Raw genomic sequence first — 26,196 nt, forward strand, 5'->3', positions numbered from 1 at the left:
GCGGAGCCCCCTTGTCTTTCGTTTCTGGGGCCGGGGCCGGGATTTGAACCCGGGCTAGGGGATCCACAGTCCCCTGTGCTAACCAGGCTACACCACCCCGGCCATGTCCAGCTTAACTTTTTGGGTTAGCTTTATAAAGTTTTCGTCAGAATCCGGAAAGAGAGAGCGTTGAGACCTTTTATTCTAATAAATCAGTCCGGAACGGAGGTTTAAAAAATGAAAGCCAAGCGAGAGGCCCTCAAAAGCCTCTTCACAGCTGTAAAGGAGAGAAAAGTCGACGGGGACATAACAGCCCTCCTCATGCTCATAAACTCCATCAGAGGGATTTACACCACATCCTCCTGCTCGGGAAGGATAGGAATCATCGAAGAACCCGCTCCCGGTGCCAAACCTCTGGCGAGATGGCTGATAAAGGTGCACCGACCGATTGAGTTCTGGGAGGCAAAAGAGAGCCTGAAAAAAGCCAGCAGGGGCATTATCTTCCTCAAAAGCCAGCCACCCATCTTCCACGTCGTTGCGGAAGACCTTGAGAGGGCAAAGAGGCTTCATGAGCTCGGCCTTGCAAGCGGCTTCAAATACACGACGTTCAAGGCGATAGGCAGGAGATACCTCGTCGAGATAAACGCCACCGAATACCTCACCGTTCCGCTCGGAAAGAATGGGAATGTCCTCGTGAGCGATGAATACCTCCGCTTCGCCGTGGAGATAGGAAACGGCATGCTGAAGCGCTCAAAGGGCAGGCTTCCAAGGCTTGAGAGGAACTTCATGAAGCTCAGGGAGGAGCTGGGCGAGGATGAGCTTTTCCATGAAATAAAGGAGGAATTCAGGGCAGATGATCAGCGCATCTCGTTCCACTCCGGGTTCCCGTAGCGCTCCTCTATCAGCTTTTCCGCGAGCTCCAGCTCGTAATCCGTCAGCCTTCCCTCCTCAAGCGGAAATGCCTCGAAAAACTTCCTCATCAGAAGTCCATAAGCCTCATCCCTGCTCAGCCTGATTCCTTCCCTCTCAACTGTCGTAACCCTCGCCCATATGCTCCTCACGCCCTTATCCTTCAGCTTTACCCTGCTGGCCCTGAGGACGGAGACCAGGATATCAAGCCGGGTGGAGTACATGAATGTGCCGTGCTGCAGGATTACCCCCCTCCTTCTCGTCTGGGCCGAGCCGCTGATCTTCTTGCCGTTGGCGACGATGTCGTTCAGCCCGGAGAAGCCAGCATCAAGGCCGAGCTCCCTGAGTGCATCCACCAGCGGCCCCGCAAGATGGCGGTAGCTCTCCTCAACGTTCTTCAAAGCCGGATGAAGTTCCTCACCCGCAATTACGGAATAGGTTATCTCCCCGAACTCATCGTGGAAAACCGAGCCGCCGCCGGTTATCCTCCTGACGACGGGAATTCCAAGCTCCCTGCACCTCTCAAGATTAACATCATGCCTCACGCTCTGAAACCTTCCGATGGTTATTGAGCTGGGCCTGAAAACGTATAAACGAACGGTGTCCGGGACTTTGCCCTCAATCCTCGCCCGCATTATCGCCTCATCGATGGCCATCTGAACCTCGGGCCCTGCGGATATCAGCGGAATAAACCTCATAGCACCACCGATGTTAAAAGGGAGGGGAAGTTTTTAAGCCCAGCGGTTGATGCCGGCGACATCATCCCAGTCCGAGCTTCTCCCTTATCTCCAGAGGTATCAGGCCTATCTTGGGGAACACCAGCAGGGCCTTGGCCTCTATAACGTCGCCCGGTATGCAGTCGAGGTACGGGGAGCCCACAAGCCCCGGATCCGGAACAGGATTGTTGTCCCCCTGAATGACAAAGCACAGCCTCTGCTGGCCGTTTATCTCAATCCTCTCTATGGCCCTGACACGGTGTATGATTGGATATCTGGTGTAGGGCCGCTTATACACAACAACATCCCCCACCTTAATATTCTGCGGGGAAACTCCCTCAAGAAGGACGACATCCCCCCTGTAGAAGACGGGCTCCATCGAGCCGCTCACGACTATGACCAGCGGGGAGTCTGTGTGAAGGGCCAGCTTGAGCCCTGTATTAAGCGCCAGAACAACCACTATCGTTATCAGAATCCACGCCACATCTCCTTTCCAGCCTTCAAGCTCAAGCTCCATTTTAACGCCTCCATTAACGTGCTGATTTTTGCCGGGATCACCCCGATGGCGGTGCATGTCTCAAGGCTGATCCTTTTCCCATCGGTTATATCCAGATGATACTCCGCCAACTTAAATGTTTCCTTTGGAAGACCGTGCCTCCCGAGCCCCACCACGAGGAAAAAGCTCTCTCCTCTCAGGGCTCTCCGCGCAACCTCCGCGGGACTTATCTCCTTTTCCTCAAGGGGCTTTCTCGTCGTGGCGACCACATGCCCGAACTGGGCAGGATAACCCCTCCTTGGAAAATCCAGAAGATGAAGCCTGCCACCCTCCGCAAGCTCCAGCAGGTATCTGCCGCCCTCACCGATTGTGGTGCCTCCCGCTATCCCCTCCGCAACCTCCCGGGGACTTCCTTCAATGGGAAAACCTATCAGGGCAAGATGGAAGTTGAATGCCCTGCACACGGGAGCGGCTCTCGCAATCGCCCTCAGGTGTGCCTCGTGAAGCCTTTTGGGGTCGTAGGAGTTGTACAGTGCAAGTGTGAGCATTCAGCCGCACCGGTTTTAGGAATGCCAAGAATATTTATAAGGATTTGGACGAATTTTATAGGTGGCATGACTGAGCTTAAGGAAATTGAAGTTCTTGTGGCAAGGGGTCTCTATGAAGATGCACTCGGAAAGGTGCATGAGTTAAAGGATCCCCTTGATAAAGTGCGCGTCCTGACCTCAATAGCCCTCGCGCTCCATCACGAAAACGGCGATGAGGAGTGGATAGAAACCCTGCTCGAAGATGCAAGGTATCTGGCCAGCAGGATAAGGAACCCCGGGGATGCGGTTGCCGCACATGGCCTTATAGCCTCGACATATGGGGCGGTTGGAAGGGAGGCAGAAGCCCTTGAGCTCTTTGAGGAAGGCATTGATATGGCGGGTGAAATAGGGAACCCGATTCTGAGGAGCAGGGCACTGGCAAACCTCGCATATTACCTCGCCATAGCCGGCTTCGTAACCAGCGCCCTCGATGTATTTGAGATTGCATTTGACGGCATAGTCAGGGCAGAGGCAGAATACACCCTGAAGGTGGACTACCTCATCGAAATCGCAGAGCTTCTTGAAAAAGCGGGCGACCGTCTGAATTCAAAGGAGGCACTCCCCTTCTACAGGAGGGCATACGACATATTTGAGAAGCTCCACGTGGGGCAGAAGGCTATACTGCTTGAGAAGAAAGCAAAACTCGCCTCGATGCTGGTTCATGCAGGCTCCCCAGAAATCCGGCGCGCACTCTTTGAAGGGAATGACCTCAGGGCAGTGAGCATGGCCTCAATGATGTACTCCGGCCCCTCAAGGGTCATAGGGCTGCTGGAGGTAGCGCTCTGGATTAAGAAGATGGAAGGCAAGGAATATCACGAGGTCATTGAAAAGGCCCTCGGCGAGGGAGGCAACGTGCGGCTCTCGGAAGCCCACATCCACTACATAGCAAAGCTGCTCACAGAACTTGGAAGCCTTGAAAAGGCCCTTGCATTTGCCGGAATGATAGAGGATGTCAGGGAAAGAAGCGAGGCGCTCGGAGCGCTGGCTGTTGCACTGGCAAGAGGAGGAAGGTTCAATGCGGCGCACAGGGTTGCCGGGGAGATACCCGATGAGGAGCTCAGGCAAAGAATCATGGATGAGATAGCCACCATGGAAGAGGCATGATGGAAGAGGCATGAAGGTTATATACCCTCTTTCCCTATTCTCCCCCGGTGGTGCTATGATTTTTGATGCCCATTCGGATTTACCCACCTTCGTCTACGACGAGAGGAAAAAAGGAAAACGCAGGGTTCTTGAGGAAAATTTTGAGCGCTTCTTCGGGAACACGGTAACGGCCAGGGTCATGGCGATATGGACGAGGGAAGATAGGAGGAATCAGGCCCTCAGATACGGCCTTGAGGTTGTGAATTCCCTGAAGAAGGACATAGCAGAGGGCGAAAACTTTGAGCTCGTAACAAGCGTTGAGGAAATGAGGAAGGCCATCGGAAGCGGGAGAGTCGCCCTCTGGCTCGGCCTTGAAGGAGGGGAGCCCATCGAAGACAGCACAGACCTCCTTGAGGTTTTTTACAGACTCGGCCTCCGGGTTCTAACATTAACATGGAGCCTGAGAAACGCCATAGGCGACGGCGTCTTCGAGAGGACGAAGGGAGGCCTGACAAACTTCGGAATTGAAGTCCTCGGAAAGGCTGAGGAGCTGGGCATAGTAATAGACCTGAGCCACATAAACGAAGCCGGCTTCTGGGACGCCATGGAGACGACATCCTTCCCTGTCATAGCCTCGCACTCCAACGCGAAAAGACTGTGCAGCAACCCCAGAAACCTGAGCGACGAGCAGATTAAAGCCATAGCGGAGAGGGACGGCGTCGTTGGAGCGGTCGCGATTCCGAGCTTCGTCCATAAGAATGAACCCACCCTTGAGAAATACGTTGAGCACATCGAGTACATGGTGGAGCTGGCGGGCCACAGGCACGTCGGCCTCGGCTTCGACTTCGTCTATTACCTCGAAGGATGGAGCGGAAAGAGCATCCGGGGCTTTGAGAATGAAGAAAAAATCCCGGCCCTGCTGGAGCTCCTCGGGGAGAGGTTTTCAAAGAAGGAGGTTGAGGCGATAACATTCAGAAACTTCGAGCGGGTGTTCAGGAAGATTATATGATAAAATGGGAATAGAAATTAGAGAGTGCGTTTCACAGCATCTACGATATCCTCTACCTTAGGTATCATGAACTGTTCGAGAGGTGGGCTAAAAGGATGGGGGACATTTCTGGCCCCCACCCTCTGTATTGGTGCTTCAAGCCTGTCAAAGAGCTCTTCGTAGATTGTTGATGCTATCTCTGCACCCCATCCTGCCCGTCTCCAGGTCTCATGTGCCACAACGGCTCTTCCGGTCTTTTTAACCGATTTAATAACGGTGTCCCTATCCCACGGAACCAGCGTTCTCAGGTCAACGACCTCGACCTCTATGCCCTCCTTGGAAAGCTGCTCCGCGGCCTTCACAGCTTCATGTACCATCCGCGAGGTAGCTATGACTGTAACATCAGCTCCTTCACGTTTTATGTGTGCTTTTCCGAGGGGTATAAGATATTCTTCCTCAGGAACAGGCCCCCTGATCTTGTAGAGTGCTTTATGTTCAAAGAATATTACCGGATCGGGGTCTCGTATCGAGGATTTTATAAGTCCCTTTGCATCATAGGGTGTGGAGGGAACAACAACCTTTATGCCAGGAACGTGCATGAATATCGTCTCTATGCTCTGGGAATGCTGGGCTGCCGCAGATTTTGCAACACCATCTGGGCCCCTGAGAACTATCGGCAGACTAACCTGACCACCCGTCATATACCTCATCTTCATTATCTGATTCGTTATCGCAGTTATTCCTGTGAAAAGAAAGTCGGCAAAATGGAATTCAACAACAGGAATCATACCTGCCATCGCAGCACCCAGAGCCGAGCCGTAGATCACTTCCTCCGAGATGGGGGTATCAAAGATTCTGTCACCAACCTTCCCAAGCAAACATTTGTATGCACCAAATATTCCACCCTGCTTTGCTATATCCTCACCGTAGGTTATTACCCTTTCATCCCTGAGCATTTCTTCAAGCACTCCCTCACAGAGAGCCTGGGAAAATGTTATTATCCTTTCACCCATATGGATCACCTCAGTAATCATACCCGGTATCATCAACGAAGAGATCTCTAAGAGCATCTTCCGGCTCCGGATATGGGCTTTCCCTTGCAAATCTAACGGCTTCCTCAATCATCTTATCAACCCGCTCGTTTATCTCCTCAATATCCTCCTTTGTTAGTATCCCATTCTTAAGGAGAAATGCTTCATATCTGCCTATTGGTTCCTTCTTCCAGAATTCCTGAACCTCTCTCTTGTCCCTGTAAAGTTCAGGATCTCCGACAAAATGTCCCTTAAGCCGATAAGTCTTTGCCTCAATCAGGAAAGGACCGCCACCACACCGTGCCCGTTCGATGGCCATCCGTGCGGTTTCATACACTTCCAAGACATTATTGCCGTCTATGGTTATCCCCGGAATCCCGTATCCTGCGGCCCTGACTGCAACATTCTTGACAGGTATCATCTCTCTCGCCGGTGCTGTGGAGGCATATTCATTGAACTCCACCACAAATATCACCGGAAGGTTATAAACGGCTGCAAAGTTAAGGCCCTCATGGAATGCCCCTCTGTTTGTAGCACCATCGCCAAAGAAAGACACTACCACCTGCTCACTTTTCCTGAATTTTACTGCCAGTCCTGCACCAACTGCTATTGGAATACCTCCCGCAACCTCACCGTTAGCACCCAGCACCCCCCGTGAAATGTCTGCTATATGCATCGACCCTCCTTTTCCCCTGCAGTATCCGGTTTTTTTCCCATAAAGCTCCGCCATCATGCGCTTTACATCAGCACCCTTAGCAATCATGTGCCCGTGTCCCCTGTGAGTGCTGGTTATATAGTCATCTTCTCTGAGATTGGCCATGACTCCTGTGGCTATCGCCTCTTCCCCGATGTATGCATGTATAAAACCGGGAATTTCCCCCCTCAGGAAATGCTGTTCCGCCGCTAAATCAAACTTTCTAATCTTAACCATGGTCTCATACATCCAGACCAGGGTTTCCTTGGGAATACCCTCCCATCCAAATCTCATTCCAACACCTCCTCAGTAAAGGTGAGAATGCTTTGGCAGCCACAACACAATCTGTGGAAACATCATGACTATTATAAGACCTATTATTGCTGCTATTATAAGTGGTAATGTCTCCCTTGCTATATCCTCGAGGGAAACTTTGGCTATGTTTGCTGCCACATAAGCATTGACAGCAACAGGGGGTGTTACCTGTCCTATAGCGAGATTTATGGTCATCATGACGCCGAACCACAGCGGATCCCAGTGGAAGTGCAACATTATCGGCATGAAGATGGGTAGAAACACATAATAAATGGAAATGGCATCGAGAAACATTCCGGCAATAAGGAGCATTATATTTATCAGCAACAGCACGACAAGTGGATTAGTCGAAAAGCCGGTAATTGCGGTCACAGCCTTATCTATGAGACCCGCAGTCTGTTCAACCCAAGAAAACAGTGTCGCAAAGGTTACCACGAACATTACAACAGATGACGTCTCGGCCGAATCCCTCAGTATCTTTATGAACTTCCTGAAAGTTATGGTTCTATACACCACAGCTCCTATAAACCAAGAATACACAACCGCAACAACTGCAGCCTCTGTTGGCGTGAATACCCCTCCATATATACCCCCGAGGATTATAAGGGGTGCCATGAGGCCAAGTAATGAGTCCTTAAACGCCCTGAATATATCCCCCGCTGTTCTTTCCTTTATACCACCCCTCCAGTTGTTCTTTTTTGAAACCCGGTACGTGGTCATGACCAGAAGGAAGCTTATAAGCAGTCCGGGTAGTATTCCCCCTATAAAAAGCGCTCCTATTGAAACGCTCGTAATAACCCCATAGATTATAAATGCTATACTTGGGGGTATTATAATCGCAAGGCCTGAGGCTGTTGAGATTACCCCAGCAGAAAATCCCTTGGAATAGCCGCTTGAAATCAATGCTGGAATCAGGATGACACCAAGTGCTGCTGTTGTTGCTGGACCTGAACCTGAAACCGCTCCCCAGAACGTGGCAACAACAACACCCACAATGGCCAGACCACCGTATATATCCCCTATGAGGAGCTTTGCAAAGTTTATTATCTTCTCTGCTATCCCTGATTCCTGCATCGTTATTCCTGCCGTTACAAAGAAGGGTATGGCCAGCAAGGGAAACTTGGCTATCGCGGAATATACATTAGGACCCACGATTTCAATGCCATAATGATAATGCCATATCGCAAATATAGACGCTATCCCAAGGGATGTCCCTATAGGAACTCCCAAAAGGAGGAGGAGGCCAAAGATGAGAAGAACGCTCAATGCAGGATCAAACATTTTTGACGACCTCCCTTTTAGTGACTTGTAGTATTCTTAGAATGATAACAACGGATATGATGGGCATTCCTATGGTGTATATCCACATTGGTATCCCGAGAGACATTGTTGTTGAGTGATAGATTGTCATATCAAGGTAGACATACTTGGCAGTGAGGTACATGACGACAACAAAAAGTATCATGCTGAGCACCTGTCCAAGGAGCACCAAGTGTTTCTTGACAGGAAGTCTGTCCCTGAGAAATACCATGGCAAGGTGAGAACCTCTTTTGAAGGCAAGAGCTATTCCAAGGAATGTCATCCACACAAAGAACGCAACCTCTATCTCCTCGGTGAACGCAAGGGACATGTAAAAAAGATATCTGGTAACAACATTCACAAATGCCACTATTATCATAATCAGCAGGAGGATTGCGGCCGCATATCCCTCCGGTTCTATACTCTCACTCAATTTTAACACCCTCCATTCGCATTAACAAAAAATAAATAAAAAGCGTCATGAAGGAATCTCAACTTTTATCCCAAGGGCATTTTCAATATCCGAGACCGCTGCATTAACGAGATCCCTGCCAATTTTCGGAACCCAGGTCTTGTAGACGCCCCCTACCCTAGCTTTAAACTCGGCCCTCTCATCCGGTGTCAGAAATGTTACCTCCATACCCTTGTCCTCAAGGAATCTTATGGGATCCTGTATCTTGGGGGTGTAGTTATATTCGTCCTTTAGAATCTTGAGTGAGGTGCCATCATCAAGGCCAACCCTTGCCATTGCCTTCTCCCACTTTGCGGCTTTTATAGCAGCCTCCTTTATGATCTTCTGGGTCTGCGGATCAAAGGATTCCCATGTTTTCTTATTCACCGCAAATATCAGCGGATCAATTGCATAGTCCCAGAGGGTTATGTATTTGTGGAATTCATAGATTTTATAGGGGATAATGACTATATTAATCGGATTCTCTTGGCCATCAACAACCTTCTGCTGGAAAGCTGTTATCGCGTCACCCCAGTTCATCATTGTCGGGTCAGCGCCGAGAGCTTTGAATGTATCTATGAATATTGGAGAACCAACGACCCTAATCTTCAGATCCTTAAGATCATCCGGTGTTTTTATTGGATGCTTCCAGTTAGTTATCTGCCTGAATCCATTCTCACCCCATGCCAGTCCAACTACACCTTTCTTTTCAAGAATACTGAATATCTTCTTTCCTGCATTCCCGTTTTCAACAGCATCAACTGCCTTGTATATGTCTCCCTTATTCTTGCCCTCCGGGAAAAAGAATGGCAGTATAAACAGATTAAGCTCCGGAACCTGAGGTGCCCAGTTTATGGTTGAACCAACTGCAAAATCCGCAACACCCTGACTTAAAAGAAGGAATTCATTTGTTTGCTTTCCTGCAAACAGCTGTCCCGAGAAGTATATCTTTATCTTCACCTTTCCATTTGTCCTCTTCTCGATCTCATCTGCCCACATCTGTGCAGCCTGCCCCCATGGGGAATTTGGGCCAACGACAACGCTCATTTTATAGACCTTGCCCGATGTCTGGGTTGAACTCTTGGAGGTCGATGTCGTAGATGTTGAGGTTCCTCCACCACTTATACAACCTGCAGCAAACACACCAAAAACTAAAATCCCCACCAGAAATATTCCCCAAACTGCCCGTCTCATATTCACTCCTCCGTTTCAATTATGGCTATTGGCTCTCCAACAGGAACAACATCCCCCTCTTCATGGAGTATTTTGGAGAGCACACCATCAGCAGGAGCTTCAACTTCCCCAGCGATTTTTTCACTTTCCACCTCAGCGATTACTTCACCCTTTCTAACAGGATCTCCCTCATGCTTCTTCCACTCAATTATAACACCTGATTCCATTGTCAATCCAAACTTGGGCATTACAACCTCAACCTGCATACCCATACCCCCACCTATTTTCATTAAAGTTATTTCTCAGGATTTTTATTAGGTTTTGGTGAAACATGTTAAACAGGATATTTATAAAGTCTTTAAGCCAAAAAATTTCATATATGCAAATCATATAGTTGAACTTATCCCACAATGTTACATATATCTTTAAATGCTCAATCAGCATGATAAGCACCTAACCATATAAGTACTTCAACGTACCTTAATGACTTCATGGGCATCATAATACATCCATGTCCCAATTTAGAATACAACGTCCACAAATACACTGGATGTCCCACTCTTTATTCTCCCCTCAAAATAGTTTAAGAAATCACAAAGGGGGTACGAGTGTAGAATATCATAGCCTCAAAACATCTACAGGATTTTCTATGTGGTGTTTTAAGCGTTGCAGGAATTTTGCCGCTGGAGCACCGTCAATGGCCCTGTGGTCAAAGGTGAGGGAAAGCGTCATGACGTGAGCCACCTCAATCCTCCCATCCCTCACCACAGGCTTCTCCACAATCCTGTTCACCCCAAGTATCGCAACCTGAGGAGGATTTATTATGGGCGTGAATGAATCAACGCCGAACATTCCGAGGTTAGTCACCGTAAAAGTACCGCCCACAAAGTCCTTCTCCTTCAACCTACCCTTTTTAGCCCTATCCACAATGTCCATGTAATCCTCAAGAAGCTCATGAAGGCTCTTTTTATCAACATTCCTGATTACGGGAGTTATCAAACCCACCGGACTGTCAACGGCCACGTTTATATTCACATCCTCATAGATAACTATCCTCCCCTCCTCCATCGCCGCATTGACTTCAATGAAGTCTCTAATGGCTTTTGCAATGCACTTCAGCATTAAAACCGTGAAAGAAGGCTTCACCCCAAGCCTTTCCGCCAGCCTCTCCCTCATTCTCATCAAATTATCCATCCCAACCTCCATGTTCAAAGTTACATGAACAGCCTCCCTGTAACTCCTCGAAAGCCTCTCCGCAATGACCCTCCTGATACCAAAAACCCTCCTCTCCTCCCTAACCCTAGGGTAGAAATGCTCCCTAATGTATGCCTCCAAATCCCCAAGCGTAACCTCACCACCAGGCCCTGAACCCTTAACCTCCGACAGGTCAACATCATACTGCTCCGCAATCAACCTGACCTCCTCGCCACTCATAAAAATCACCCAATACTTTATAATTCCTTAAAGGCTTTAGATGTTTTGTTTGATATGTAAAACATGCAGAATATATATTGAGGGTAGACAATATTCAATCACACGTCTGTTATTTCCATCAGGCTGAACAGGATTCTCAAACTTAGTGATTCAATCTCCCGGAGGTTCTTCAGAACAGTCGTTTTGGAAACCCCACTCTTTTTTGCAATTCCCTCAAGGTTTATACGACGGGGATACTGATAATAGCCACTCTCTAACGCCGTTTTAAGGATGTTTTTTTGAGTGTTGGAAAGCTCTATATTATCGAGAAGGGTCGCTATTCTGAAATAACTCGCAGGATTCATCATGAGCCACATGCCCATTGGAGACCCGAATTCACGTATCTTCTGTCGTTCCCTGATTTTTATCTCATTTCTCTCCTTCAACCTGCTTAAAATCTCGTTTTCTGAGTTCTTGTCCTCAACGACCACAACCCACCTTTCAAAACCCGCACTGGCATAGAAAGAACGCTGAAAAACCACATGGGAACGCAGGAGATTATCCATTACATCCGTTGTGTTGCACAGAACTTCCATACCTACCCTATGGTTATCCTTCCACAGAACTTTAACCTGCTTAACCTCCCTGTGGGTCCTGAGTGTCTCCAGAACCTCCTTGATATCCCCATCCTCCACCGTAAAAAACACCCTTGTGGTATCTCCCCTGACATGAGGCATTATTATGTAAATTTTGGACTCCTCAATTTTTTCTGAAAGACTAACTATCGGGCAATCCGGCTGCCAGACATCAAGAATTAACATTTTCATATAACATGGTTAATCACCATAATTTTAAAATGTTTTTGTTTGGCTGAATCTTTAAATATCGAATGGGTTGACCATATAACCACCTATTGCAAAAAAGAGTTTATAAGTGAAGTGATTCACATGAATGTATATTTCCTGAGGGCACAGGATGCGAGGAGGCTGCTGTTTGCAAGAGGTGGAGCAAGAGTAAACCTTGACCTCCGGAAGACGGGCAGGACATGGCTCATAGAAATCAGGGGCGAAAGGTTCATTTTTCCGGACGGGAGCGAGGTCGACAGGGAAATCGTTGAAAGGATTGCGAAGGACGAGGGAAACCTCTACTTCATCGCCGGGGGAAGGGTTTTTAAAGCGGCGATAGCCGGAGAGCACTTCTACAAGCTCGTTCCGACAGTCCCGCCCACTATAGAGATAAACGGCATCAGGATGCACCGCACAAAGGGAGTAACCCCGCTTGAGGACACCATAAACAAAATCAACGCCGTGAAGCCGGGGGAGGGCGAGATTGTTCTGGACACGTGCATGGGGCTCGGCTATACGGCCATAGAGGCCGCGAAGAGAGGGGCATACGTGATGACGGTTGAAAAGGACCCAAACATTCTGGAGCTGGCGAAACTAAACCCCTGGAGCCGGGAGCTCTTCCACTCTCAGAACATCCAGGTAATTCGGGGGGATGCCTTTGATGTCGTAAAGCGCTTTAGGGATGGGACGTTTGACGTTATAATCCACGACCCGCCGCGCTTTTCCTTAGCGGGGCATCTGTACAGCGAGGAGTTTTACAGGGAGCTTTTCAGGGTGCTGAAGAATGGGGGAAGGCTCTTCCACTACGTCGGAAACCCGGGGAAGAGGTACAGGAGAAAAGACCTGCAGAGGGGGGTTATGGAGCGCCTGAGAAGGGCGGGCTTCGCCGGAATTAAGCGGGTTGAGGAGGCGCTGGGTGTTGTGGCGAGGAAGCCGCTGAAATCCGCATCCCGTTAAACTTTTAAAGAAGACGAAGATTAAAACCTGTGGTGGTCAGGACGAAACGACCCCTTTATTATATTCTCATCGGCATCGGGTTGGGTATCATCATCACTGGGGGAGTGTTCTACCACACCATTCAACACGCGCAATGGGAGACCCTCTCGTCGAGGACGGTTCATCTGAAGGACAGCACCACAGGCTCAAGCTTTACCGGCGAACTGATACTCCAGAAAAGGTTCCTTGAAGAGAGAGTTCTCCTCATCGGAATTCTGAACACCACGAAAGAGGACTTTGCAGGACTGGACATTCTTCTTCCCCGGGGATGGAAACTTGAGAGCTATTCCGCGGTGAAAACCGGAGGAGGAAGGCAGGTCTATATCCTCCAAACAGGGGATACAGCCTCAAGATACAGATACAGGATATTCGTCGGGCCGATTGCGGAGCAGATAGGAAAAGACAGGCCGCCTCTCACAAATCCCGGAACATGGAGCGTCTGCATTGAGCTCAGACCGGAGGGACATCAAAACAACCTGACGCTCACGCTCGGGCTGGGAGGGAAGGTTGAAGAAATAAACGGGAGGAAAACGGTTACCGCAGCCCTGACGGTGGAAAACGTCAGTGTGGGTTAAGAATTCTCCTTCAAAATCCCCTCCACATCAAAGCCCTCCTCGTACTTCTTGAGCTTCCGTTCGAAGAACTCCACAAAGAGTTTATAGCGCTTTGCCCTGTGCCTCGGGCTCCCGCGGAGGCTGTGTCCGTGAGCTCCCCTTTTGAAGATTGCAATGTATGCCTCCTTCCCCATGTCCTTGAGCACGTGATAGAACATCACGCTCTGGTCGAGGGGGCAGCGGTAGTCTTCGAGGGAGTGGATTATAAGCAGGGGCGCTTTAACGTTCTTCGCATGGAAAAGAGGGCTTAATCTGCGGTAGTTCTCGTTTTCGAGCGGATTTTCGCCGATGACCTCTTTATCGAACCACAGGCCTATATCGGAGAAGGCGTAGCTCGTCAGCCAGTAGCTTATGCCGTTCTCGCTGACGCCGGCCTTGAAGAGGTCGCTCTGCGTTAGCGCCCAGTTCGTCATAAAGCCTCCATAGCTTATGCCCGTTATTCCAACACGCTCCCTATCCGCCTGGGGCTCAAGTTTAAAGAACTCCTCGACGCCGTTGAGTATGTCCTGAAAGTCCTCCAGACCCGTTCTTTCCAAAACGCGAAGGGCGAAGTCCTCATCGTAGCCGTTGCTCCCCCTCGGGTTGACAAAGACGATGTAAAAGCCCTTATCCGCGAGGAGCTGCATCTCGTACTTGAAGTAATAGCCGTACATGCCCTTGGGGCCGCCGTGGACGAACACCACAACGGGGGCTTTCTCGCCTTCCTTTACCTCCGGCCTTATATACCACCCGTCAAGCTCCAGATCGAGGCTCTTAAAGCGGAAGTGTTTTATCGGCCTCCTCCTGAGCCTGCTCAAAACGGGCCCGTTGTAGTCGGTGAGTTGCTTGAGCTCCCCGTCCCATAGGAAGACCTCGCCCGGCATGGTGTCCGTCTGCTTTAGAAGGGCAACCTTTCCATCATCGCTCACATCAAAGCCCACGACCCACGCCTTTTCTTCGACTATTGGGGTCAGTTCCCCGTCGCTCAGCCGGTACAGTGAAACCCTCCCCTCTTTTGCCATCGTGAAGTACAGGTTCCCTTTAGCATCGAGCCTCCCCATGCCGCTGTTGTATGCAAAGCGCTCCGTGAGGGGCTCAACCTCCCCGCCGTCCCAGATGTAGAGGTAATCGTGCTCGCTGAGCTTCTCCTTCTCTGGCTTTCCGCGGAGGAGGACGAGCTTCCCGTTTGAGTCCATGGGGACGTAGGAGACCTTCTCAAATATCCTCTCGCTCTCCCCGTCCCTGTACCTGAAGATGTCGTAGAACCTGAACATCGCGGGCTTTCCCTCTTCCCTGTGGTGCTGTGCATAGAGCACCTCGCCGCCGTGCCAGATGCCGGAGGCAAACTTTTCAGCCGTGAACTCCTCCAGAATTTCCTCACCTTCGCTGTCGTAAATCCAGAACGTTGTCTTTTCTCCATCAAAGAAGCCCTTTGCGTCGAACCACACCGGGACGTCGTCCTCAAAGATGAAGTCCTCGTCATCGCGCCTCCTGAAGCCCGTGATTAACAGGCGCCTGTCGTCTTCGTTCCAGCTCACGTCGAGGATGTTCCTGACCTCCATGAGCTTTTTGGCGCTCATGCTCCTCAGGTCAACAAGCCAAAGCTCGCTCGTCTTCTTCTCCTCGTTTCCCCTTACAAAGGTTAGCTTTGTCCCTCCCGGAGAAAAGCGGGGCATTGAAGCGTTCTCCACGTATTTCCTCTCCCCGCTCTCAAGCTCCTCAACCACAATCGTGTTCTCGTATCTGTTGTCTTTGAGGTTTGCCTTGGTCAGAACGTAGGCAATCCTCTTCCCATCCCCTGAAATCCTTACATCACCCAGGTAGGAGAACCTGGCGAAGGTCTTTTCATCCCATTCAAGCTTCATTTCGAACCCTCCAGGTATCTGTAGGCTAACAGGGCATAGATTGCACTTCCCTTCCACAGGACGGACTCATCAACATCGAACTTCGGATGGTGGTGCGGATAAATTATCCCCTTCTCCTCATTCCTGATTCCGAGGAGGACGAAGAGGCCCGGTGCCTTCTCAAGGTAAAGCGAGAAGTCCTCAGCTCCCATCGTCGGCCGCGGCTCCACTATACTCCCGAGGGGCTTTAAAGCCTCCCTCGCAAACTCCGCGAGTTTTTCATCATTGATGGTGGGAGGGATGGGCTCTATCGTCAGATCAAAGTTAGCCTCAACGTTATGTGCCCTCGCATAGGCCTCCACAATCTCTCCCATCCTCCTCACCAGATACTCCCTCACATCCTCGCTGAAAGTCCTGAAGGTCCCGAGGAGCTCAGCGTTCTCCGGAATCACGTTGAAGGTATTGCCGGCCTGTATTGACGTAACGCTCAGCGCCACCGGGTCAAGCGGGTTAATCTCCCTCGCGAGCACCTTGTAAAAAGCCTGCGCTATGTCAATGGCGACGGGAATCGGGTCATTGGCAAACTGGGGGGAAGCGCCGTGTCCGCCTTTGCCTTTGATGGTTGTTTTGAAGGCGTCTGCTGATGCGAGGAGGGGGCCTGTTTTCACGCCTATGACTCCTGCCGGCAGTTGGGCCCACACGTGTATTCCGAAGATGGCGTCAACGTCATTCAGATGCCCGTCCTCAACGATTTTTTTGGCTCCTAAACCTCCCTCTTCAGCCGGCTGGAAAATGAGTTTTACCGTGCCATTTAACTCGTCCTTTAATTCGGCGAGTATTCTTGCTGCTCCTAAGAGCATTGCGGTGTGGGCATCATGCCCGCAAGCATGCATTTTCCCGGGAATTTTCGACTTGTAAGGAACATCATTCTCCTCCTGAATTGGTAAAGCATCCATATCAGCCCTTAAAGCCACAATCCTCCCGGGTTTCTTACCCCTTAAAACCCCAACAACACCCGTCCCTGCCGTCCTAACAACCTCATAACCAAGACGCTCAAGCTCCCCCACCACAACCCCCGAAGTCCACACCTCCTCATACTTCAACTCAGGACGCGCATGAAAACCCCTCCTCATCTCAACCACGTAGTCCTCAAGGGCCCGGGCCCTTTCCAAGATTTCCTCCGTTTTTATGTCCCTCATAAAAAGTCCCCCCATTCGATGATTTTCATAACGTTATAATTGTGCTTTACTATTTAACGCTTTTGCAGGCGGCGGGCGTGTCTAAAAGGGAGTGTTTCGTTTGATGCTTTACTGAAGTTTTTGCACTCTCAGAGAAAAACCACATGAAGGACTAACCGCAAATAATTTCAGACACGCCCCTGCAGGCGGCAAAAGTTTTTAATCCCGCATGTAAAACCACATGGATAGGTGAAAACATGAAGGAAGAGCACGTGATAGGCCTGATACTCATCCTGAGTCTCGTTGTTTCTCTGGCGGCGAAAACATATCTCGGAATTGCAATCGCAGCCATCGGGATACCCCTTTATCTCGCATACGTCTCAAGGGAACAGAACATAATGGCGAGCTCAAGGCTCTTTGATAAAGACCTCTTCATGATGATAGGCATTATGATAATCATAATCCTTGTTTTCAGCCTCTTCTCTGATCCGAGGGTGGGTATAATCCTGCTGGCTGTTTTAATACCCGTCATCTTCTATGTTATGGACCACCTAAAGACGGGAAAGAAGTGAGATTATCCCCCCGACATCCCCAGTCCTTTTATACTCCGCCGCGGCCCCTCTGAGCAGTTCAAGGAACTCCTCCTCAATACCGAATTTTGTCCTTATCCTGCGGGAGATGGAGTTTTCGTTCAGGAACAGCATCGCCAGGGCAGATGTCAGATTTTTGGGCTTCCTGAACCCCGCCTTTTCAAAATCTATTATCCACACCTCCTCCCCGATTATCACGTGCTTTCCCCCCTGAATCTGGCCATGGTCAATGCCGAGGGCATCGAGCAGGGCTGTTTTCTTCACAATCTCGATGAGGTGCCTCTTTTCCATATCAGCATACAGCACCGGCTCGCCGGGGGCAAACTCCCTTATCATGTACTCCAGCCCTTCAAAAACACCGTACTCAATTAGAGCCGGGGTTATCCCCCTGCCTTCCAGCACCCTTATAATTTCGGCCTCTCTGAAGAGGTTTCGTCTTGGAGAATCCGGGCGGGCTAGCTTTATTATGACGTCCCTTTCATGCATTTTTCCCCTGAAGATCAGGCCAGCAGTCCCCTTTGAGAATGGAGCCAGAGCTTCAAGCCCCTTCTCCCCCAGAAATACGTAAAACCTCTCAAGCCTTTCTTTTGGAAATAAATGCTCGAACATGGCCTTTCGATAAGCTTAAATACCCAAAGGGATAAAATATTTTTGGTGGTCGGAAATGGTGACAGCTTTTATTTTGATGGTTACAGCCGCTGGGAAGGAAAGAGAGGTTATGGAGAAACTTCTTGCCATGCCGGAGGTTAAGGAGGCCTACGTGGTCTATGGAGAATATGATCTCATAGTCAAGGTTGAAACCGAGACGCTCAAGGAGCTTGATCAGTTCATCACAGAGAAGATAAGAAAGATGACAGAGATACAGATGACCTCGACGATGATAGCCATCTGAGGCTTTCATTCATTTCTTCGTATTCTTCGCTTCATTTGTTCATCATGAGCCTTATTCTCTCCGCTGCATCCTTGGCTTTGTCCGAGATGTTGCTGAGGGTTCTTGCGATGTTGAGGATGTATATCCCTACCCCCCAGTTCATCTCCCTAGCGTTCTGGAAAACCAGGCGCATCAGCCGGGTATCGAGCTCGTCGATCCTGTTCTCAACGCTCTCTATTTCCTTTATCAGCCGGTATTCGTTCTCGATTTCCCTGTCGCTGAAGCCGCTCTCTATAACCGTGTCCATCTGAACAATCGCCTTATAGACCAGCTTTGCGACCCTTATGCTCTCCTCCGCCATTTCCTTCAGGGTGGCCTTTATCTCGGCCGAAACCGTGTTCGGCTCCATGACGAGAAGCCACTTGGCCGTATCCTCCGCCGCATCCGCCACCTTGTCCTGCATGTGGAGGTATATCAGGATGTCCTCCCGATTAACAGGCATGAAGAGCTTGGAGCTCAGGCTGTCCCTTATCTCCTCCTTTATCCTGTCGGCTATGTCCTCCAGCCTGTCGACCTCAACGGCATATTTTCTCGCCGCTTCATAATCCCCCGCTTCCCAGTAGTCTATGGCGGTCTCAAGGGTCTCAACAGTCTGAATAACAACCTCAGCATGCTTTATGAGTGGCTTAAACGGACTCTTTGCAAAGAGCTTTGTCCAAATCTGCATGTTATCACCCCGCAAACATCAAAACCTTGAATATAATCCCCGAAATTATCGCCGCCACGGGCACCGTGACGAACCACGAGATTACAATATCCTTAAGGATGTCCTTGTTTATTGCCTTTACCCCCCTGGCCAGACCAACACCCACAACCGCACCAACGACAGTGTGGGTCGTCGAAATAGGAAGACCAAGCCAGCTTGCCATCAATATCACCGTCGCAGCAGAAAAATCTATTGAAAATCCCCTGGTATTCGTCAGTTCAGTTATTCTCCTCCCCACAGTCTCCATCACTTTGTAACCATACATAAAAATACCAACGGCTATTCCCACACCACCAAGGGCTAAAATCCATCTCGGCACAGGAACCTTAATTCCTGCCATGCCCATCGTGGCTATTGCGTAAACTGCTGCTATAGGTCCAACAGCATTAGCAACATCATTTGAACCATGTGCCAAGGCAACATAGGCTGAAGTGACAACCTGCACTTTCCTGAAAATGCTTTCAACACCAAGATATGGATCAGCAGGTTCAAAGTGAAGTCTGATTAAAATATAGCTCAAGATAAATATCACAATACCCACTGGAATCCCGTAAAATATAACCCCATAGAGGAGGGAATCTCCATGCATTACCTTAATATAAAACATCGTCCCTATAACAACAAACGCGAGACCAATCCAAAATGGGGACCATATACGGGCACTTCTCACGGGATCACTACGCGTTAAAATACTTCCCCGAAGAGCTTTAAATACAAAATATGCAACAATGGCACCAAAAATTGGTGAAAGAATCCAACTTGAAATAACCTGTGCCAGTTTTCCCCAATCAACAATACTCGTTCCAGCATATGCCAAACCATAACCGACTATCCCGCCAATTATCGAGTGAGTTGTAGAAACGGGGAGACCATTGTAAGTTGCAAAAATCAACCACGTGGTCGCCGCAAGCAGGGCCGCCACAGAACCATAAACAATAACCCACGGATTATGTATCATGCCAGTATTTAATATTCCCTTCCTAATAGTTTCAGTAACACCCTTTCCAAAAAAATATGCTCCTGTAAAGTTCATAAGTCCTGCTATAACCGCAGCCTGTCTTGGAGTTATTGCCCTTGCTCCAACCGCAGTTCCCATGGAGTTTGCCACATCATTCGCTCCTATATTCCATGCCATCCAGAAACCAAGGAGGAGAGTTATTATAAGCCATCCGTTCACGATTGCACCACCGGCGAAAACTAAATTACCCGGTATAAATACCTTGCCGAAGTAGAATATATTTATCTAAGGAGTCTATATAGACTATATAGGAGATAGGAGAATAAAAAAGAAACAGAGGTCATGGCTGAACCTTCACAGGCTCAACCGAAATCGTGCCGTTTGCAGCAGCAAGCTTGACGTAGTGGTAGAAGCCTCCGGAGGAGGGTGAGGCGTAAAGAGGCGCTCCCCCGCCGCCTGTAACGAGGAACTGCACCCCGTCCTTTTCACCGTACCAGTAGATGTGCACGTGGCTGAAGATTCCAAAGGCGTTGTATTCCTTCATCAGCTGTAGCAGTTTCTGCCCCTGATCCCTCCTCATGGAGTGGTCTCCGTGAGGCCTCGGGTCGATGGGAGGCGCGTGCATGATTATGACAGGCCTCTCACCGGCTTTTCTTGCATCCTCAAGCTCCCCCTCAAGCCACTTCCACTGGGAGGAGCTGAGGGAATAGTCGTTCTCCGTGTTGTCCATGAAGATGAACCTGTAGCCACCGAAGCTGAAGGCGTAGTCCGTCGGCCCGAAATAGCGGTGGTAGATGTTCTTCCCGTCCATCTGATATTCGTGGTTTCCGGGGGCAACAAATACCGGTTTATCCCACTTCCAGACCTTAAAGAGCTCCCCCCATTCATCGGCCCTGCCGGAATAGACAAGATCACCGCCGTCAATCACAAAGACGCCCTTATCCCCGTTGATCAAATTCATTATCTTCAGAAAGACTTCAGGAGGCTTTGTGCCGCTCCCGGGCCTGTGGTCTCCGACGGCAAGAAATGTGAAGTTGCCCACGGGCTTTGCATCCACCACAAAGCTCCGCTCCGCTGTCCGCAGTTTAATCCATGTCTTCCCCACCTCCGCACCGGGGGGAATGTTCATGACCGAGGGATTAACATTTTCGATAACGTAGGTTATCTTCGCCCCGCTGTAGTTCCCGACACTGACGCTTATGTTGAAGCTCTTGGCGTATATGTAGACAGTTGAGCCGTTCACAAGCCGTATAAATCCGCCTTTAACCGTCACGTTCTCCCCATCCACAACCCGCCAGTAGTAGAGGAAGGGCTCCTTCGAGTAAATTTCACTGAGAAGCCAGTGCTCGCCCTTATCCTCGATTCCGTTCCAGTTGTTGTCCCCTATCTCCTTCACTATGATTCCCTCAAACTCACCCCTCCTCAGCGCATAGACGGGATTCACCTTTCTCCTCCCATTTCTGACCTCCATGGCATACTCCAGTGCAGCACCAACACCCGCTTTACCCGTTCCCGTGAATATCAGCCTGTCCCTGCCCATCTCCTTGTATATCACCATCACTCCCTGATCGCCGCCCACAAAGCGCAGACCAACCTTGTACGCAACATAGCCGAAGTAATCGTTGAATGTTATAACTATAGGCTTGCCGCTGAGCAGTCGCCGGGCATCGGCGGGAGAAAGCACCGCAATTCCATCTATGAATTTATCCGCGGGTTTTATCTCTGCGTTCGGAAAGTAGTGCCTCGCAAGGTCTTCATAGCCCCTGCTCACATAGATGACCTTCGAATCAAATAGCTCGCTCCATTTCTGAAGGAGCTCCCCGCGTCTGTATGCTTTGAAATCTATCTCACGGGCGGTTGTGGTGGTCTTTGAAGTGGATGTTGCAGACTCCGTGGCCGTTGCCGTGGAAGTTGAACTCGAAGTCAGGGTTGAAGATGTCGCGGAACCTGTGGTGGTTGAAGTCGTGGAGGGGGTGGTTGAGGCCTTTTCACTGCCGATACACCCCGCTGAGAAAACCATTATTCCGATTAAAAACAGAACCAGCACCCTTTTCATATGCTCACCCAGAACACATCGAGCTTTTTCCTTAAATCCCTTTTGATTAGTAGTGTTTAAATATCAGGACATGGAAATTCCTACGGTGATACCATGTTTGTCGGACACTACAGGGATGTTCCCGAGAAGGATACTGGTTTTGAGGGCGTAACGATCAGGTGGCTGATAACCCCCAGACTCGGGGCAAAAACATTCTCAATGCGCTATTTCGTGCTCAAAAAGGGTGCCGAGATTTCACTGCACCAGCACGACTGGGAGCACGAGATATTCATACTGAAGGGAGAGGGAGTAATCGGCAACGGGGAGGAGGAGTTCCACGTAAAGGAGGGCGACTTCCTCTACGTGCCCCCGAACGAGCCGCACAGCTATAAGGCGCTGAGCGACACCTTCGAGTTCCTGTGCCTAATTCCGGCGAAGAGGGAAGCGATACCCAAGGCAGAATGGGGCGAATGATCAGGCCGTTTTGCGCGGTTTCAGAGTTCCCTTCCATTCTTTCACTCCACCATTCTGCCAAGCAGATATGTGGCGCTCGTCTTTTCAACCCTCACCCTCAGGAACTCGCCGGTTGGCCCATCAGGGAGTATTATCTCCTTGTAGTTCATGGTTCTCCCCTCGATCCCGCCCTTCTTCCCGGCTCCGTGAGTTAAAACCTCAACCTCCCTGCCAAGATAGCGGCTGTTGATTTCGTGGGCTATCTGAAGCCTGAGCCTGTGGAGGTACCTTGAGCGCTCCTTAACCTTCCATCCGGGGAGCCCCTTCCATCTGGCAGCTATAGTGCCCGGCCTCGGCGAATAGCGGGAGACGTTTATCTTATCCGGCCTGACCCTCTTAACAAGCTCCACCGTGTTCTGAAAGGCCTCCTCACTCTCGCCCGGAAAGCCCACTATTATGTCCGTGTTGAGGTTAAGCTCCGGAATCCTCCTCCTGAAAGCCTCAACTATCTCCTCAAACTCCTCCACACTGTATGCCCTTCCCATCCTCCTCAGAATCTCATCGTCGCCGCTCTGCACGGGAAGGTGCAGGAACCTGTAGATTTTCTCATCCCGATAGACCTCAACCAGCTCGTCTAGGAACTTTATCACGTGGTTGGGGTTCATCATGCCAACCCTGACCCTGAAATCACCTTCTATGGCGGTTATCTCCTCCAGAAGGCTGGCGAGGTTTGTCCCGATGTCGAAGCCGTAGCAGCCGGTGTCCTCGCTTGAAAGCTGTATCTCCCTGTAACCCCTTGACAGGGCTTCTTTAACCCACTTGACCACCAACTCCGGCCTGTAGCTCTTCAGAACTCCGCGAGCGAAGCGGGTTGCACAGTAGGTGCATCCGTTCAGGCACCCCTCGCCTATCGGGACGACAAACGCAACCCCCCTCTTCCAGACCCTCGGGAGCTCAAGCTTGTCAATGCTCCTCTCGCGCCAGCCCTCGACGCTGATTAACTTTTTCCCGGTCTCAGCAGCTTTTACAGCCTCAACTATCCTGTCTATACTCTTAACCCCCAAAACCGCGGAGACTCGCTGATCAATGGCGTCCGGGTTGACGTGGGGCAAACAGCCGGTGACAATGACCCTCCTTCCGGAATCTATGAGCTCTTTAATCCTGAGGCGCATGTGCTTTTCGGTGGGGTCTTTGACGGCGCAGGTATTTACAATGACACAATCAGCACTATCCAGCTCGCTGATTTCATACCCAGCCCTGACCAGAAGGGCCTCCATAATCTCGGCATCCGCCCTGTTCCTTGTGCATCCATAAGTTTCGATGTGAACCTTAACCATCAGCCTTGGCTAAGAGAGAGAGTTTAAAAAAGATTTGGAATTAGCCAACATGAAGAATTAAAACGTTGCTCTGCTCGTTAATGAAGCGGAGGTTCACATTTTCAATTCCTAGAGGATACTCAAGATTTTCATAGGGATAAGAGAAGTAAAGGAGAATCAGCCGATGCGTGCCCCTCTTAGGTATATTCATGCTCAGTGGGATTGAGACAATCTCGTTTTTATATAGATAACCAAAGTAAACACTTCTGTTTCCAATAGGAACCTGTCTGTAATCTAAGAGCCGGACAAGGGCAAAGGTTTGAACATTATCTCGGGTGTTACCCAATATGGCAAAGTGACGGAGAGTTGAATTGGCTTTCAGAGATGCCATATACCAGAGCGTATTATCACATGGGGTATCTGTCAGAAGAACATATGCATCCAGCTCAGTATTGTTTCTGGTACATACCTGAGGGTGTTCAAAGGTGGGGAGCCTTAATAAGGGACTTCCGGAGATAATCTGAAGTCGAATGCCATAAAGAACGTGCGGATCCTGTTCCTCCGTGGAGTAAGGGCCGGGAAAAACCCCTATGAAAACGTCATGCCGCCCCTCAGAGATGTTGGGAATTACGAATCTGAGAAACTCATACTTCATGTTCCCAAGAGCTATATGGTGGGTTAGGTTTAATGTTCCGTTGAGGTAAAAAGGAACCTCTCGATAGTCGAGGAGAACAAGGAGGATATAATCATTTCCGTTTGCATTTGCAAGAAGAAGATATCCAGAGAAAGATCCATTAACATAATGAACAGCGCTCTTAAAAATTCCAGCTGGATAAACCGGCTTTGAATAAAGACCGAACCCAAAATAGTTCGGCCTTGAACGCATAACATCCTCCAAGCTAACATTATCAGAAACCGTAACGCTCGCTCCAAAGGAAGTGCTAACTTGAAGAGACTTGTAAGATTTCATCTCCGATCCAGTATCCAAGTTTGAGATATCTCTATCCACATCCTGATGTTTAAGTTCCAATACGCCAATCAATAAAACTATCAAAAAAATAGAAACAGATGCTAAAAGATACCGTCGGTTATGCATCCTCCTCACCGTTCAGCACTCGCTGTTAGGGTTGGATACCAGTTTTGGAACCTAGCATCTTCAAACCAGTGGTTGGTAGTAGCGATATATCTCTCATAGTGAGCCCCATCACTCCAGCTCTCCGTTACATACCATCCATTCCACTGCTCAGAGCGTCCTCTATGTATGACATGCCACCCGAGGTTGTCGTAAGCTTTGATGGTGCTTTCAAAACCTATGTGGTCAATATTAAAGGGATCCCCATCTTTTGTTCTTGAGCGGGAATGAGCTGTAAAGTACACGGTTTTATGGAATATTCCCTTGACATAAATTTTTACCAGTGCATCCCATACGACAGGTGTTGAAGACATTGGCTCCAAACCGGGATGTTTAACAGGAGGAACTGCGGCCCTGCTCACACTGCTTTCAGAAGCTACCACGAAGCTACTAACCAAAAGGCTAACAAAAAAAAAACTCCGAGCAGATAACTCCAACTTGGTCGCATAATCTCACCTCAAAATGATTATAAACAAATGATATAAAAAGATTTCGATAAATAAAGATTATTTGATGACCATGATAATTCTAATATATCTATTAAAAACAAGTTAGCCATTTCTTTATCCACTGGTAGCCTGATGTAGTGCCTCGACCAAATTGTAAGAACGTAGATTGGAATTATCGCGGACAGCACGAAGCTTCAACTCATGCATTCATTGCCCTTAGGGGCTTCAATCCTTTTCTTTTGTGAAGATAAATTGATTAAACCTACATGAGAATTTTCATTCATGAAAAAGTTGGGATTAATCCCAGAGGAGTTCAGCATTCTGTTTTTAATACTCGGTATATTCCTCGTTGCATTGATAATTAAATTCATTATAGTGACGTTTTATGTGAGAACAGGAAATCCAATGTCCGGCGCATTGATAGCCTTTGGTGTGCTTGTGCTTTTTGGGCTTTTCCTGCTTGTGATGGACAGCCGGAGAAAAATCTGATGCATGAATTTTAGTCCAATTAACTTTTTAAATGCCTCATCAAAGCGACCTGTGACGAGGATACACATCGAAATTTATGGATGCACAAGAAGAAGCTAATCGTCCAGTAGAGCATGAGGAGAACCTGCAGCAGCTCTATCATAGCGGAATATTCGTTCATAAGGCACCACTTAAAAACATTCTAAGAGAAGAATAAGAGGAAATGGGAAATCAGATAACTTCAGCGAAGGCAAACTTTCTCTTGACCGAGTTGATAACGATTTCAACTTCCTGGCCAACCTGGGTGTTCGGGACGAAAATAACAAACCCCTTTACCCTGGCAATGCCATCTCCGCCTTTACCAATGCTCTCGATCTTAACCGTGTATCTTTCTCCAACCTTAACCGGAGCCTCATAGCTCCTTTCACCAAATCCATATCTATCTCCATACATATCCAACACCAACTTTCCAAACTTTAAGCACTCTTAAAAGAGCGCTGTTCTTACTTGTTCATGGCCTTTATAAAGCTTTGCATTCTCCGGTTCAATGTATATTAACATACATCGT

The 26,196-nt window shown here is 49.2% G+C and carries 31 protein-coding genes and 1 tRNA gene; 9 read left to right on the forward strand and 23 right to left on the reverse strand.

The genetic code is table 11. The features are described 5' to 3' along the window. Positions 1 to 25: 25 nt before the first annotated feature. Positions 26 to 102, reverse strand: a tRNA-His gene (locus ACYQ27_RS11690). Positions 103 to 216: 114 nt separating this feature from the next. Here ACYQ27_RS11690 and taw3 point away from each other — a divergent pair. Beyond that, positions 217 to 870, forward strand: coding sequence for a tRNA(Phe) 7-((3-amino-3-carboxypropyl)-4-demethylwyosine(37)-N(4))-methyltransferase Taw3 (gene taw3, locus ACYQ27_RS11695; RefSeq protein ID WP_460041678.1), 654 nt, complete (start codon positions 217 to 219; stop codon positions 868 to 870). On the opposite strand, the gene lplA is transcribed toward taw3, so the two are convergent. The 3 genes from lplA to ACYQ27_RS11710 form a co-directional block, all read right to left on the reverse strand. Further along, entirely contained in the window at positions 837 to 1,586 is a 750-nt protein-coding gene (lplA, locus tag ACYQ27_RS11700; protein WP_460041679.1) for a lipoate-protein ligase large subunit, read from the reverse strand. The genes taw3 and lplA overlap by 34 nt on opposite strands. A 61-nt stretch (positions 1,587 to 1,647) precedes the next feature. After that, the gene (locus ACYQ27_RS11705; RefSeq protein WP_456396378.1) at positions 1,648 to 2,121 is read right to left on the reverse strand and encodes a signal peptidase I; all 474 of its coding nucleotides are present in this window, start codon (positions 2,119 to 2,121) and stop codon (positions 1,648 to 1,650) included. Further along, positions 2,073 to 2,648, reverse strand: a complete 576-nt coding sequence (locus ACYQ27_RS11710; protein WP_456396380.1) for a DUF531 domain-containing protein — start codon at positions 2,646 to 2,648, stop codon at positions 2,073 to 2,075. The genes ACYQ27_RS11705 and ACYQ27_RS11710 overlap by 49 nt, the downstream gene beginning before the upstream one ends. Before the next feature lie 66 nt (positions 2,649 to 2,714). Here ACYQ27_RS11710 and ACYQ27_RS11715 point away from each other — a divergent pair, with 66 nt between their 5' ends. Together ACYQ27_RS11715 and ACYQ27_RS11720 are read left to right on the forward strand one after the other, a co-directional pair. Continuing rightward, a complete protein-coding gene (locus ACYQ27_RS11715) occupies positions 2,715 to 3,791 on the forward strand; it encodes a hypothetical protein (protein ID WP_460041680.1) in 1,077 nt (358 codons plus the stop codon). A 55-nt stretch (positions 3,792 to 3,846) separates the two neighbouring features. Then, positions 3,847 to 4,779 carry a dipeptidase gene (locus tag ACYQ27_RS11720; RefSeq protein ID WP_460041681.1) on the forward strand — a complete coding sequence of 311 codons (933 nt, stop codon included), beginning with the start codon at positions 3,847 to 3,849 and terminating at the stop codon, positions 4,777 to 4,779. A 17-nt stretch (positions 4,780 to 4,796) separates the two neighbouring features. Here ACYQ27_RS11720 and ACYQ27_RS11725 read toward each other — a convergent pair whose 3' ends face one another. The 9 genes from ACYQ27_RS11725 to ACYQ27_RS11765 all read right to left on the reverse strand — a co-directional run bounded on the left by ACYQ27_RS11725 (position 4,797) and on the right by ACYQ27_RS11765 (position 11,961). Then, entirely contained in the window at positions 4,797 to 5,771 is a 975-nt protein-coding gene (locus ACYQ27_RS11725; RefSeq protein WP_460041682.1) for an alpha-ketoacid dehydrogenase subunit beta, read from the reverse strand. Positions 5,772 to 5,781: 10 nt separating this feature from the next. Continuing rightward, a complete protein-coding gene (locus ACYQ27_RS11730) occupies positions 5,782 to 6,777 on the reverse strand; it encodes a thiamine pyrophosphate-dependent dehydrogenase E1 component subunit alpha (RefSeq protein WP_460041683.1) in 996 nt (331 codons plus the stop codon). Between the two features lie 12 nt (positions 6,778 to 6,789). Next, complete coding sequence (locus ACYQ27_RS11735; protein WP_456396390.1) at positions 6,790 to 8,079, reverse strand: TRAP transporter large permease; 1,290 nt, start codon at positions 8,077 to 8,079, stop codon at positions 6,790 to 6,792. Continuing rightward, entirely contained in the window at positions 8,072 to 8,530 is a 459-nt protein-coding gene (locus ACYQ27_RS11740; RefSeq protein ID WP_460041684.1) for a TRAP transporter small permease, read from the reverse strand. The genes ACYQ27_RS11735 and ACYQ27_RS11740 overlap by 8 nt, the downstream gene beginning before the upstream one ends. Positions 8,531 to 8,575: 45 nt before the next feature. After that, complete coding sequence (locus ACYQ27_RS11745; RefSeq protein WP_460041685.1) at positions 8,576 to 9,742, reverse strand: DctP family TRAP transporter solute-binding subunit; 1,167 nt, start codon at positions 9,740 to 9,742, stop codon at positions 8,576 to 8,578. 2 nt (positions 9,743 to 9,744) lie between these two features. After that, complete coding sequence (locus ACYQ27_RS11750) at positions 9,745 to 9,987, reverse strand: biotin/lipoyl-containing protein (RefSeq protein ID WP_456396396.1); 243 nt, start codon at positions 9,985 to 9,987, stop codon at positions 9,745 to 9,747. Then, positions 9,977 to 10,165 carry a hypothetical protein gene (locus ACYQ27_RS11755; protein WP_460041686.1) on the reverse strand — a complete coding sequence of 63 codons (189 nt, stop codon included), beginning with the start codon at positions 10,163 to 10,165 and terminating at the stop codon, positions 9,977 to 9,979. Before ACYQ27_RS11755 ends, ACYQ27_RS11750 begins: the two co-directional genes overlap by 11 nt. A gap of 174 nt (positions 10,166 to 10,339) precedes the next feature. Beyond that, on the reverse strand, positions 10,340 to 11,155 hold the full coding sequence (locus ACYQ27_RS11760; protein WP_460041687.1) for a dihydrolipoamide acetyltransferase family protein: 816 nt from the start codon (positions 11,153 to 11,155) through the stop codon (positions 10,340 to 10,342). Positions 11,156 to 11,253: 98 nt separating this feature from the next. Then, positions 11,254 to 11,961 carry a helix-turn-helix domain-containing protein gene (locus ACYQ27_RS11765; RefSeq protein WP_460041688.1) on the reverse strand — a complete coding sequence of 236 codons (708 nt, stop codon included), beginning with the start codon at positions 11,959 to 11,961 and terminating at the stop codon, positions 11,254 to 11,256. Between the two features lie 120 nt (positions 11,962 to 12,081). Between ACYQ27_RS11765 and ACYQ27_RS11770 the strand changes: the two genes are divergently transcribed. Both ACYQ27_RS11770 and ACYQ27_RS11775 read left to right on the forward strand, forming a co-directional pair. Beyond that, positions 12,082 to 12,936 (forward strand): class I SAM-dependent methyltransferase, encoded by an 855-nt coding sequence (locus ACYQ27_RS11770; protein WP_460041689.1) that lies wholly within the window; start codon positions 12,082 to 12,084, stop codon positions 12,934 to 12,936. 32 nt (positions 12,937 to 12,968) lie between these two features. Then, entirely contained in the window at positions 12,969 to 13,550 is a 582-nt protein-coding gene (locus tag ACYQ27_RS11775) for a hypothetical protein (RefSeq protein ID WP_456396000.1), read from the forward strand. Here ACYQ27_RS11775 and ACYQ27_RS11780 read toward each other — a convergent pair. Beyond that, entirely contained in the window at positions 13,547 to 15,433 is a 1,887-nt protein-coding gene (locus ACYQ27_RS11780) for a prolyl oligopeptidase family serine peptidase (protein WP_456453319.1), read from the reverse strand. The genes ACYQ27_RS11775 and ACYQ27_RS11780 overlap by 4 nt on opposite strands. After that, entirely contained in the window at positions 15,430 to 16,611 is a 1,182-nt protein-coding gene (gene cpsA / locus ACYQ27_RS11785; RefSeq protein ID WP_460041690.1) for a carboxypeptidase CpsA, read from the reverse strand. The genes ACYQ27_RS11780 and cpsA overlap by 4 nt, the downstream gene beginning before the upstream one ends. A 236-nt stretch (positions 16,612 to 16,847) precedes the next feature. Between cpsA and ACYQ27_RS11790 the strand changes: the two genes are divergently transcribed. Continuing rightward, a complete protein-coding gene (locus ACYQ27_RS11790; protein WP_456394358.1) occupies positions 16,848 to 17,162 on the forward strand; it encodes a hypothetical protein in 315 nt (104 codons plus the stop codon). On the opposite strand, the gene ACYQ27_RS11795 is transcribed toward ACYQ27_RS11790, so the two are convergent. Beyond that, positions 17,142 to 17,789 (reverse strand): serine/threonine protein kinase, encoded by a 648-nt coding sequence (locus tag ACYQ27_RS11795; RefSeq protein ID WP_456453002.1) that lies wholly within the window; start codon positions 17,787 to 17,789, stop codon positions 17,142 to 17,144. The genes ACYQ27_RS11790 and ACYQ27_RS11795 overlap by 21 nt on opposite strands. Before the next feature lie 55 nt (positions 17,790 to 17,844). Between ACYQ27_RS11795 and ACYQ27_RS11800 the strand changes: the two genes are divergently transcribed. After that, entirely contained in the window at positions 17,845 to 18,072 is a 228-nt protein-coding gene (locus ACYQ27_RS11800) for an Lrp/AsnC family transcriptional regulator (RefSeq protein WP_456394356.1), read from the forward strand. A 31-nt stretch (positions 18,073 to 18,103) separates the two neighbouring features. Here ACYQ27_RS11800 and ACYQ27_RS11805 read toward each other — a convergent pair whose 3' ends face one another. From ACYQ27_RS11805 to ACYQ27_RS11815, 3 genes are all read right to left on the reverse strand, one after another. Then, positions 18,104 to 18,778 (reverse strand): TIGR00153 family protein, encoded by a 675-nt coding sequence (locus ACYQ27_RS11805; RefSeq protein WP_456394355.1) that lies wholly within the window; start codon positions 18,776 to 18,778, stop codon positions 18,104 to 18,106. A 4-nt stretch (positions 18,779 to 18,782) separates the two neighbouring features. After that, entirely contained in the window at positions 18,783 to 19,952 is a 1,170-nt protein-coding gene (locus ACYQ27_RS11810; RefSeq protein WP_456453010.1) for an inorganic phosphate transporter, read from the reverse strand. A 163-nt stretch (positions 19,953 to 20,115) separates the two neighbouring features. After that, positions 20,116 to 21,831 (reverse strand): metallophosphoesterase family protein, encoded by a 1,716-nt coding sequence (locus ACYQ27_RS11815; protein ID WP_460041691.1) that lies wholly within the window; start codon positions 21,829 to 21,831, stop codon positions 20,116 to 20,118. Positions 21,832 to 21,924: 93 nt separating this feature from the next. Here ACYQ27_RS11815 and ACYQ27_RS11820 point away from each other — a divergent pair, with 93 nt between their 5' ends. Next, positions 21,925 to 22,284, forward strand: a complete 360-nt coding sequence (locus tag ACYQ27_RS11820) for a cupin domain-containing protein (protein ID WP_456394353.1) — start codon at positions 21,925 to 21,927, stop codon at positions 22,282 to 22,284. 41 nt (positions 22,285 to 22,325) lie between these two features. Here ACYQ27_RS11820 and ACYQ27_RS11825 read toward each other — a convergent pair whose 3' ends face one another. From ACYQ27_RS11825 to ACYQ27_RS11835, 3 genes are read right to left on the reverse strand one after another with little or no spacing between them, the layout of a single operon-like run. After that, the gene (locus ACYQ27_RS11825; protein WP_460041692.1) at positions 22,326 to 23,600 is read right to left on the reverse strand and encodes a tRNA (N(6)-L-threonylcarbamoyladenosine(37)-C(2))-methylthiotransferase; all 1,275 of its coding nucleotides are present in this window, start codon (positions 23,598 to 23,600) and stop codon (positions 22,326 to 22,328) included. A 40-nt stretch (positions 23,601 to 23,640) separates the two neighbouring features. Beyond that, complete coding sequence (locus tag ACYQ27_RS11830) at positions 23,641 to 24,684, reverse strand: hypothetical protein (protein ID WP_460041693.1); 1,044 nt, start codon at positions 24,682 to 24,684, stop codon at positions 23,641 to 23,643. Further along, positions 24,681 to 25,094, reverse strand: a complete 414-nt coding sequence (locus ACYQ27_RS11835; protein ID WP_460041694.1) for a hypothetical protein — start codon at positions 25,092 to 25,094, stop codon at positions 24,681 to 24,683. The genes ACYQ27_RS11830 and ACYQ27_RS11835 overlap by 4 nt, the downstream gene beginning before the upstream one ends. 348 nt (positions 25,095 to 25,442) lie before the next feature. Here ACYQ27_RS11835 and ACYQ27_RS11840 point away from each other — a divergent pair, with 348 nt between their 5' ends. After that, positions 25,443 to 25,649 carry a hypothetical protein gene (locus tag ACYQ27_RS11840; protein WP_456452191.1) on the forward strand — a complete coding sequence of 69 codons (207 nt, stop codon included), beginning with the start codon at positions 25,443 to 25,445 and terminating at the stop codon, positions 25,647 to 25,649. Between the two features lie 210 nt (positions 25,650 to 25,859). Here the strand turns inward: ACYQ27_RS11840 and ACYQ27_RS11845 are convergent, their stop codons facing one another. Then, positions 25,860 to 26,081 (reverse strand): TRAM domain-containing RNA chaperone, encoded by a 222-nt coding sequence (locus ACYQ27_RS11845; RefSeq protein WP_456394371.1) that lies wholly within the window; start codon positions 26,079 to 26,081, stop codon positions 25,860 to 25,862. Positions 26,082 to 26,196: the final 115 nt, after the last annotated feature.

The organism is Thermococcus atlanticus, from assembly GCF_054657855.1.

Coding starts and splice junctions, on each gene's coding strand:
- ACYQ27_RS11710 (WP_456396380.1), bottom strand. CDS start 2,648: ATGCTCACACTTGCACTGTACAACTCCTACGACCCCAAAAGGCTTCAC.
- ACYQ27_RS11795 (WP_456453002.1), bottom strand. CDS start 17,789: ATGTTCGAGCATTTATTTCCAAAAGAAAGGCTTGAGAGGTTTTACGTA.
- ACYQ27_RS11820 (WP_456394353.1), top strand. CDS start 21,925: ATGTTTGTCGGACACTACAGGGATGTTCCCGAGAAGGATACTGGTTTT.
- ACYQ27_RS11770 (WP_460041689.1), top strand. CDS start 12,082: ATGAATGTATATTTCCTGAGGGCACAGGATGCGAGGAGGCTGCTGTTT.
- ACYQ27_RS11735 (WP_456396390.1), bottom strand. CDS start 8,079: ATGTTTGATCCTGCATTGAGCGTTCTTCTCATCTTTGGCCTCCTCCTC.
- ACYQ27_RS11730 (WP_460041683.1), bottom strand. CDS start 6,777: ATGAGATTTGGATGGGAGGGTATTCCCAAGGAAACCCTGGTCTGGATG.
- ACYQ27_RS11780 (WP_456453319.1), bottom strand. CDS start 15,433: ATGAAGCTTGAATGGGATGAAAAGACCTTCGCCAGGTTCTCCTACCTG.
- taw3 (WP_460041678.1), top strand. CDS start 217: ATGAAAGCCAAGCGAGAGGCCCTCAAAAGCCTCTTCACAGCTGTAAAG.
- ACYQ27_RS11705 (WP_456396378.1), bottom strand. CDS start 2,121: ATGGAGCTTGAGCTTGAAGGCTGGAAAGGAGATGTGGCGTGGATTCTG.
- ACYQ27_RS11765 (WP_460041688.1), bottom strand. CDS start 11,961: ATGAAAATGTTAATTCTTGATGTCTGGCAGCCGGATTGCCCGATAGTT.
- ACYQ27_RS11790 (WP_456394358.1), top strand. CDS start 16,848: ATGAAGGAAGAGCACGTGATAGGCCTGATACTCATCCTGAGTCTCGTT.
- ACYQ27_RS11805 (WP_456394355.1), bottom strand. CDS start 18,778: ATGCAGATTTGGACAAAGCTCTTTGCAAAGAGTCCGTTTAAGCCACTC.
- ACYQ27_RS11720 (WP_460041681.1), top strand. CDS start 3,847: ATGATTTTTGATGCCCATTCGGATTTACCCACCTTCGTCTACGACGAG.
- ACYQ27_RS11825 (WP_460041692.1), bottom strand. CDS start 23,600: ATGGTTAAGGTTCACATCGAAACTTATGGATGCACAAGGAACAGGGCG.
- ACYQ27_RS11840 (WP_456452191.1), top strand. CDS start 25,443: ATGAAAAAGTTGGGATTAATCCCAGAGGAGTTCAGCATTCTGTTTTTA.
- ACYQ27_RS11745 (WP_460041685.1), bottom strand. CDS start 9,742: ATGAGACGGGCAGTTTGGGGAATATTTCTGGTGGGGATTTTAGTTTTT.
- ACYQ27_RS11755 (WP_460041686.1), bottom strand. CDS start 10,165: ATGCTGATTGAGCATTTAAAGATATATGTAACATTGTGGGATAAGTTC.
- ACYQ27_RS11845 (WP_456394371.1), bottom strand. CDS start 26,081: ATGTATGGAGATAGATATGGATTTGGTGAAAGGAGCTATGAGGCTCCG.
- cpsA (WP_460041690.1), bottom strand. CDS start 16,611: ATGAGGGACATAAAAACGGAGGAAATCTTGGAAAGGGCCCGGGCCCTT.
- ACYQ27_RS11815 (WP_460041691.1), bottom strand. CDS start 21,831: ATGAAAAGGGTGCTGGTTCTGTTTTTAATCGGAATAATGGTTTTCTCA.
- ACYQ27_RS11800 (WP_456394356.1), top strand. CDS start 17,845: ATGGTGACAGCTTTTATTTTGATGGTTACAGCCGCTGGGAAGGAAAGA.
- ACYQ27_RS11750 (WP_456396396.1), bottom strand. CDS start 9,987: ATGCAGGTTGAGGTTGTAATGCCCAAGTTTGGATTGACAATGGAATCA.
- ACYQ27_RS11810 (WP_456453010.1), bottom strand. CDS start 19,952: ATGGCATGGAATATAGGAGCGAATGATGTGGCAAACTCCATGGGAACT.
- ACYQ27_RS11760 (WP_460041687.1), bottom strand. CDS start 11,155: ATGAGTGGCGAGGAGGTCAGGTTGATTGCGGAGCAGTATGATGTTGAC.
- ACYQ27_RS11725 (WP_460041682.1), bottom strand. CDS start 5,771: ATGGGTGAAAGGATAATAACATTTTCCCAGGCTCTCTGTGAGGGAGTG.
- lplA (WP_460041679.1), bottom strand. CDS start 1,586: ATGAGGTTTATTCCGCTGATATCCGCAGGGCCCGAGGTTCAGATGGCC.
- ACYQ27_RS11715 (WP_460041680.1), top strand. CDS start 2,715: ATGACTGAGCTTAAGGAAATTGAAGTTCTTGTGGCAAGGGGTCTCTAT.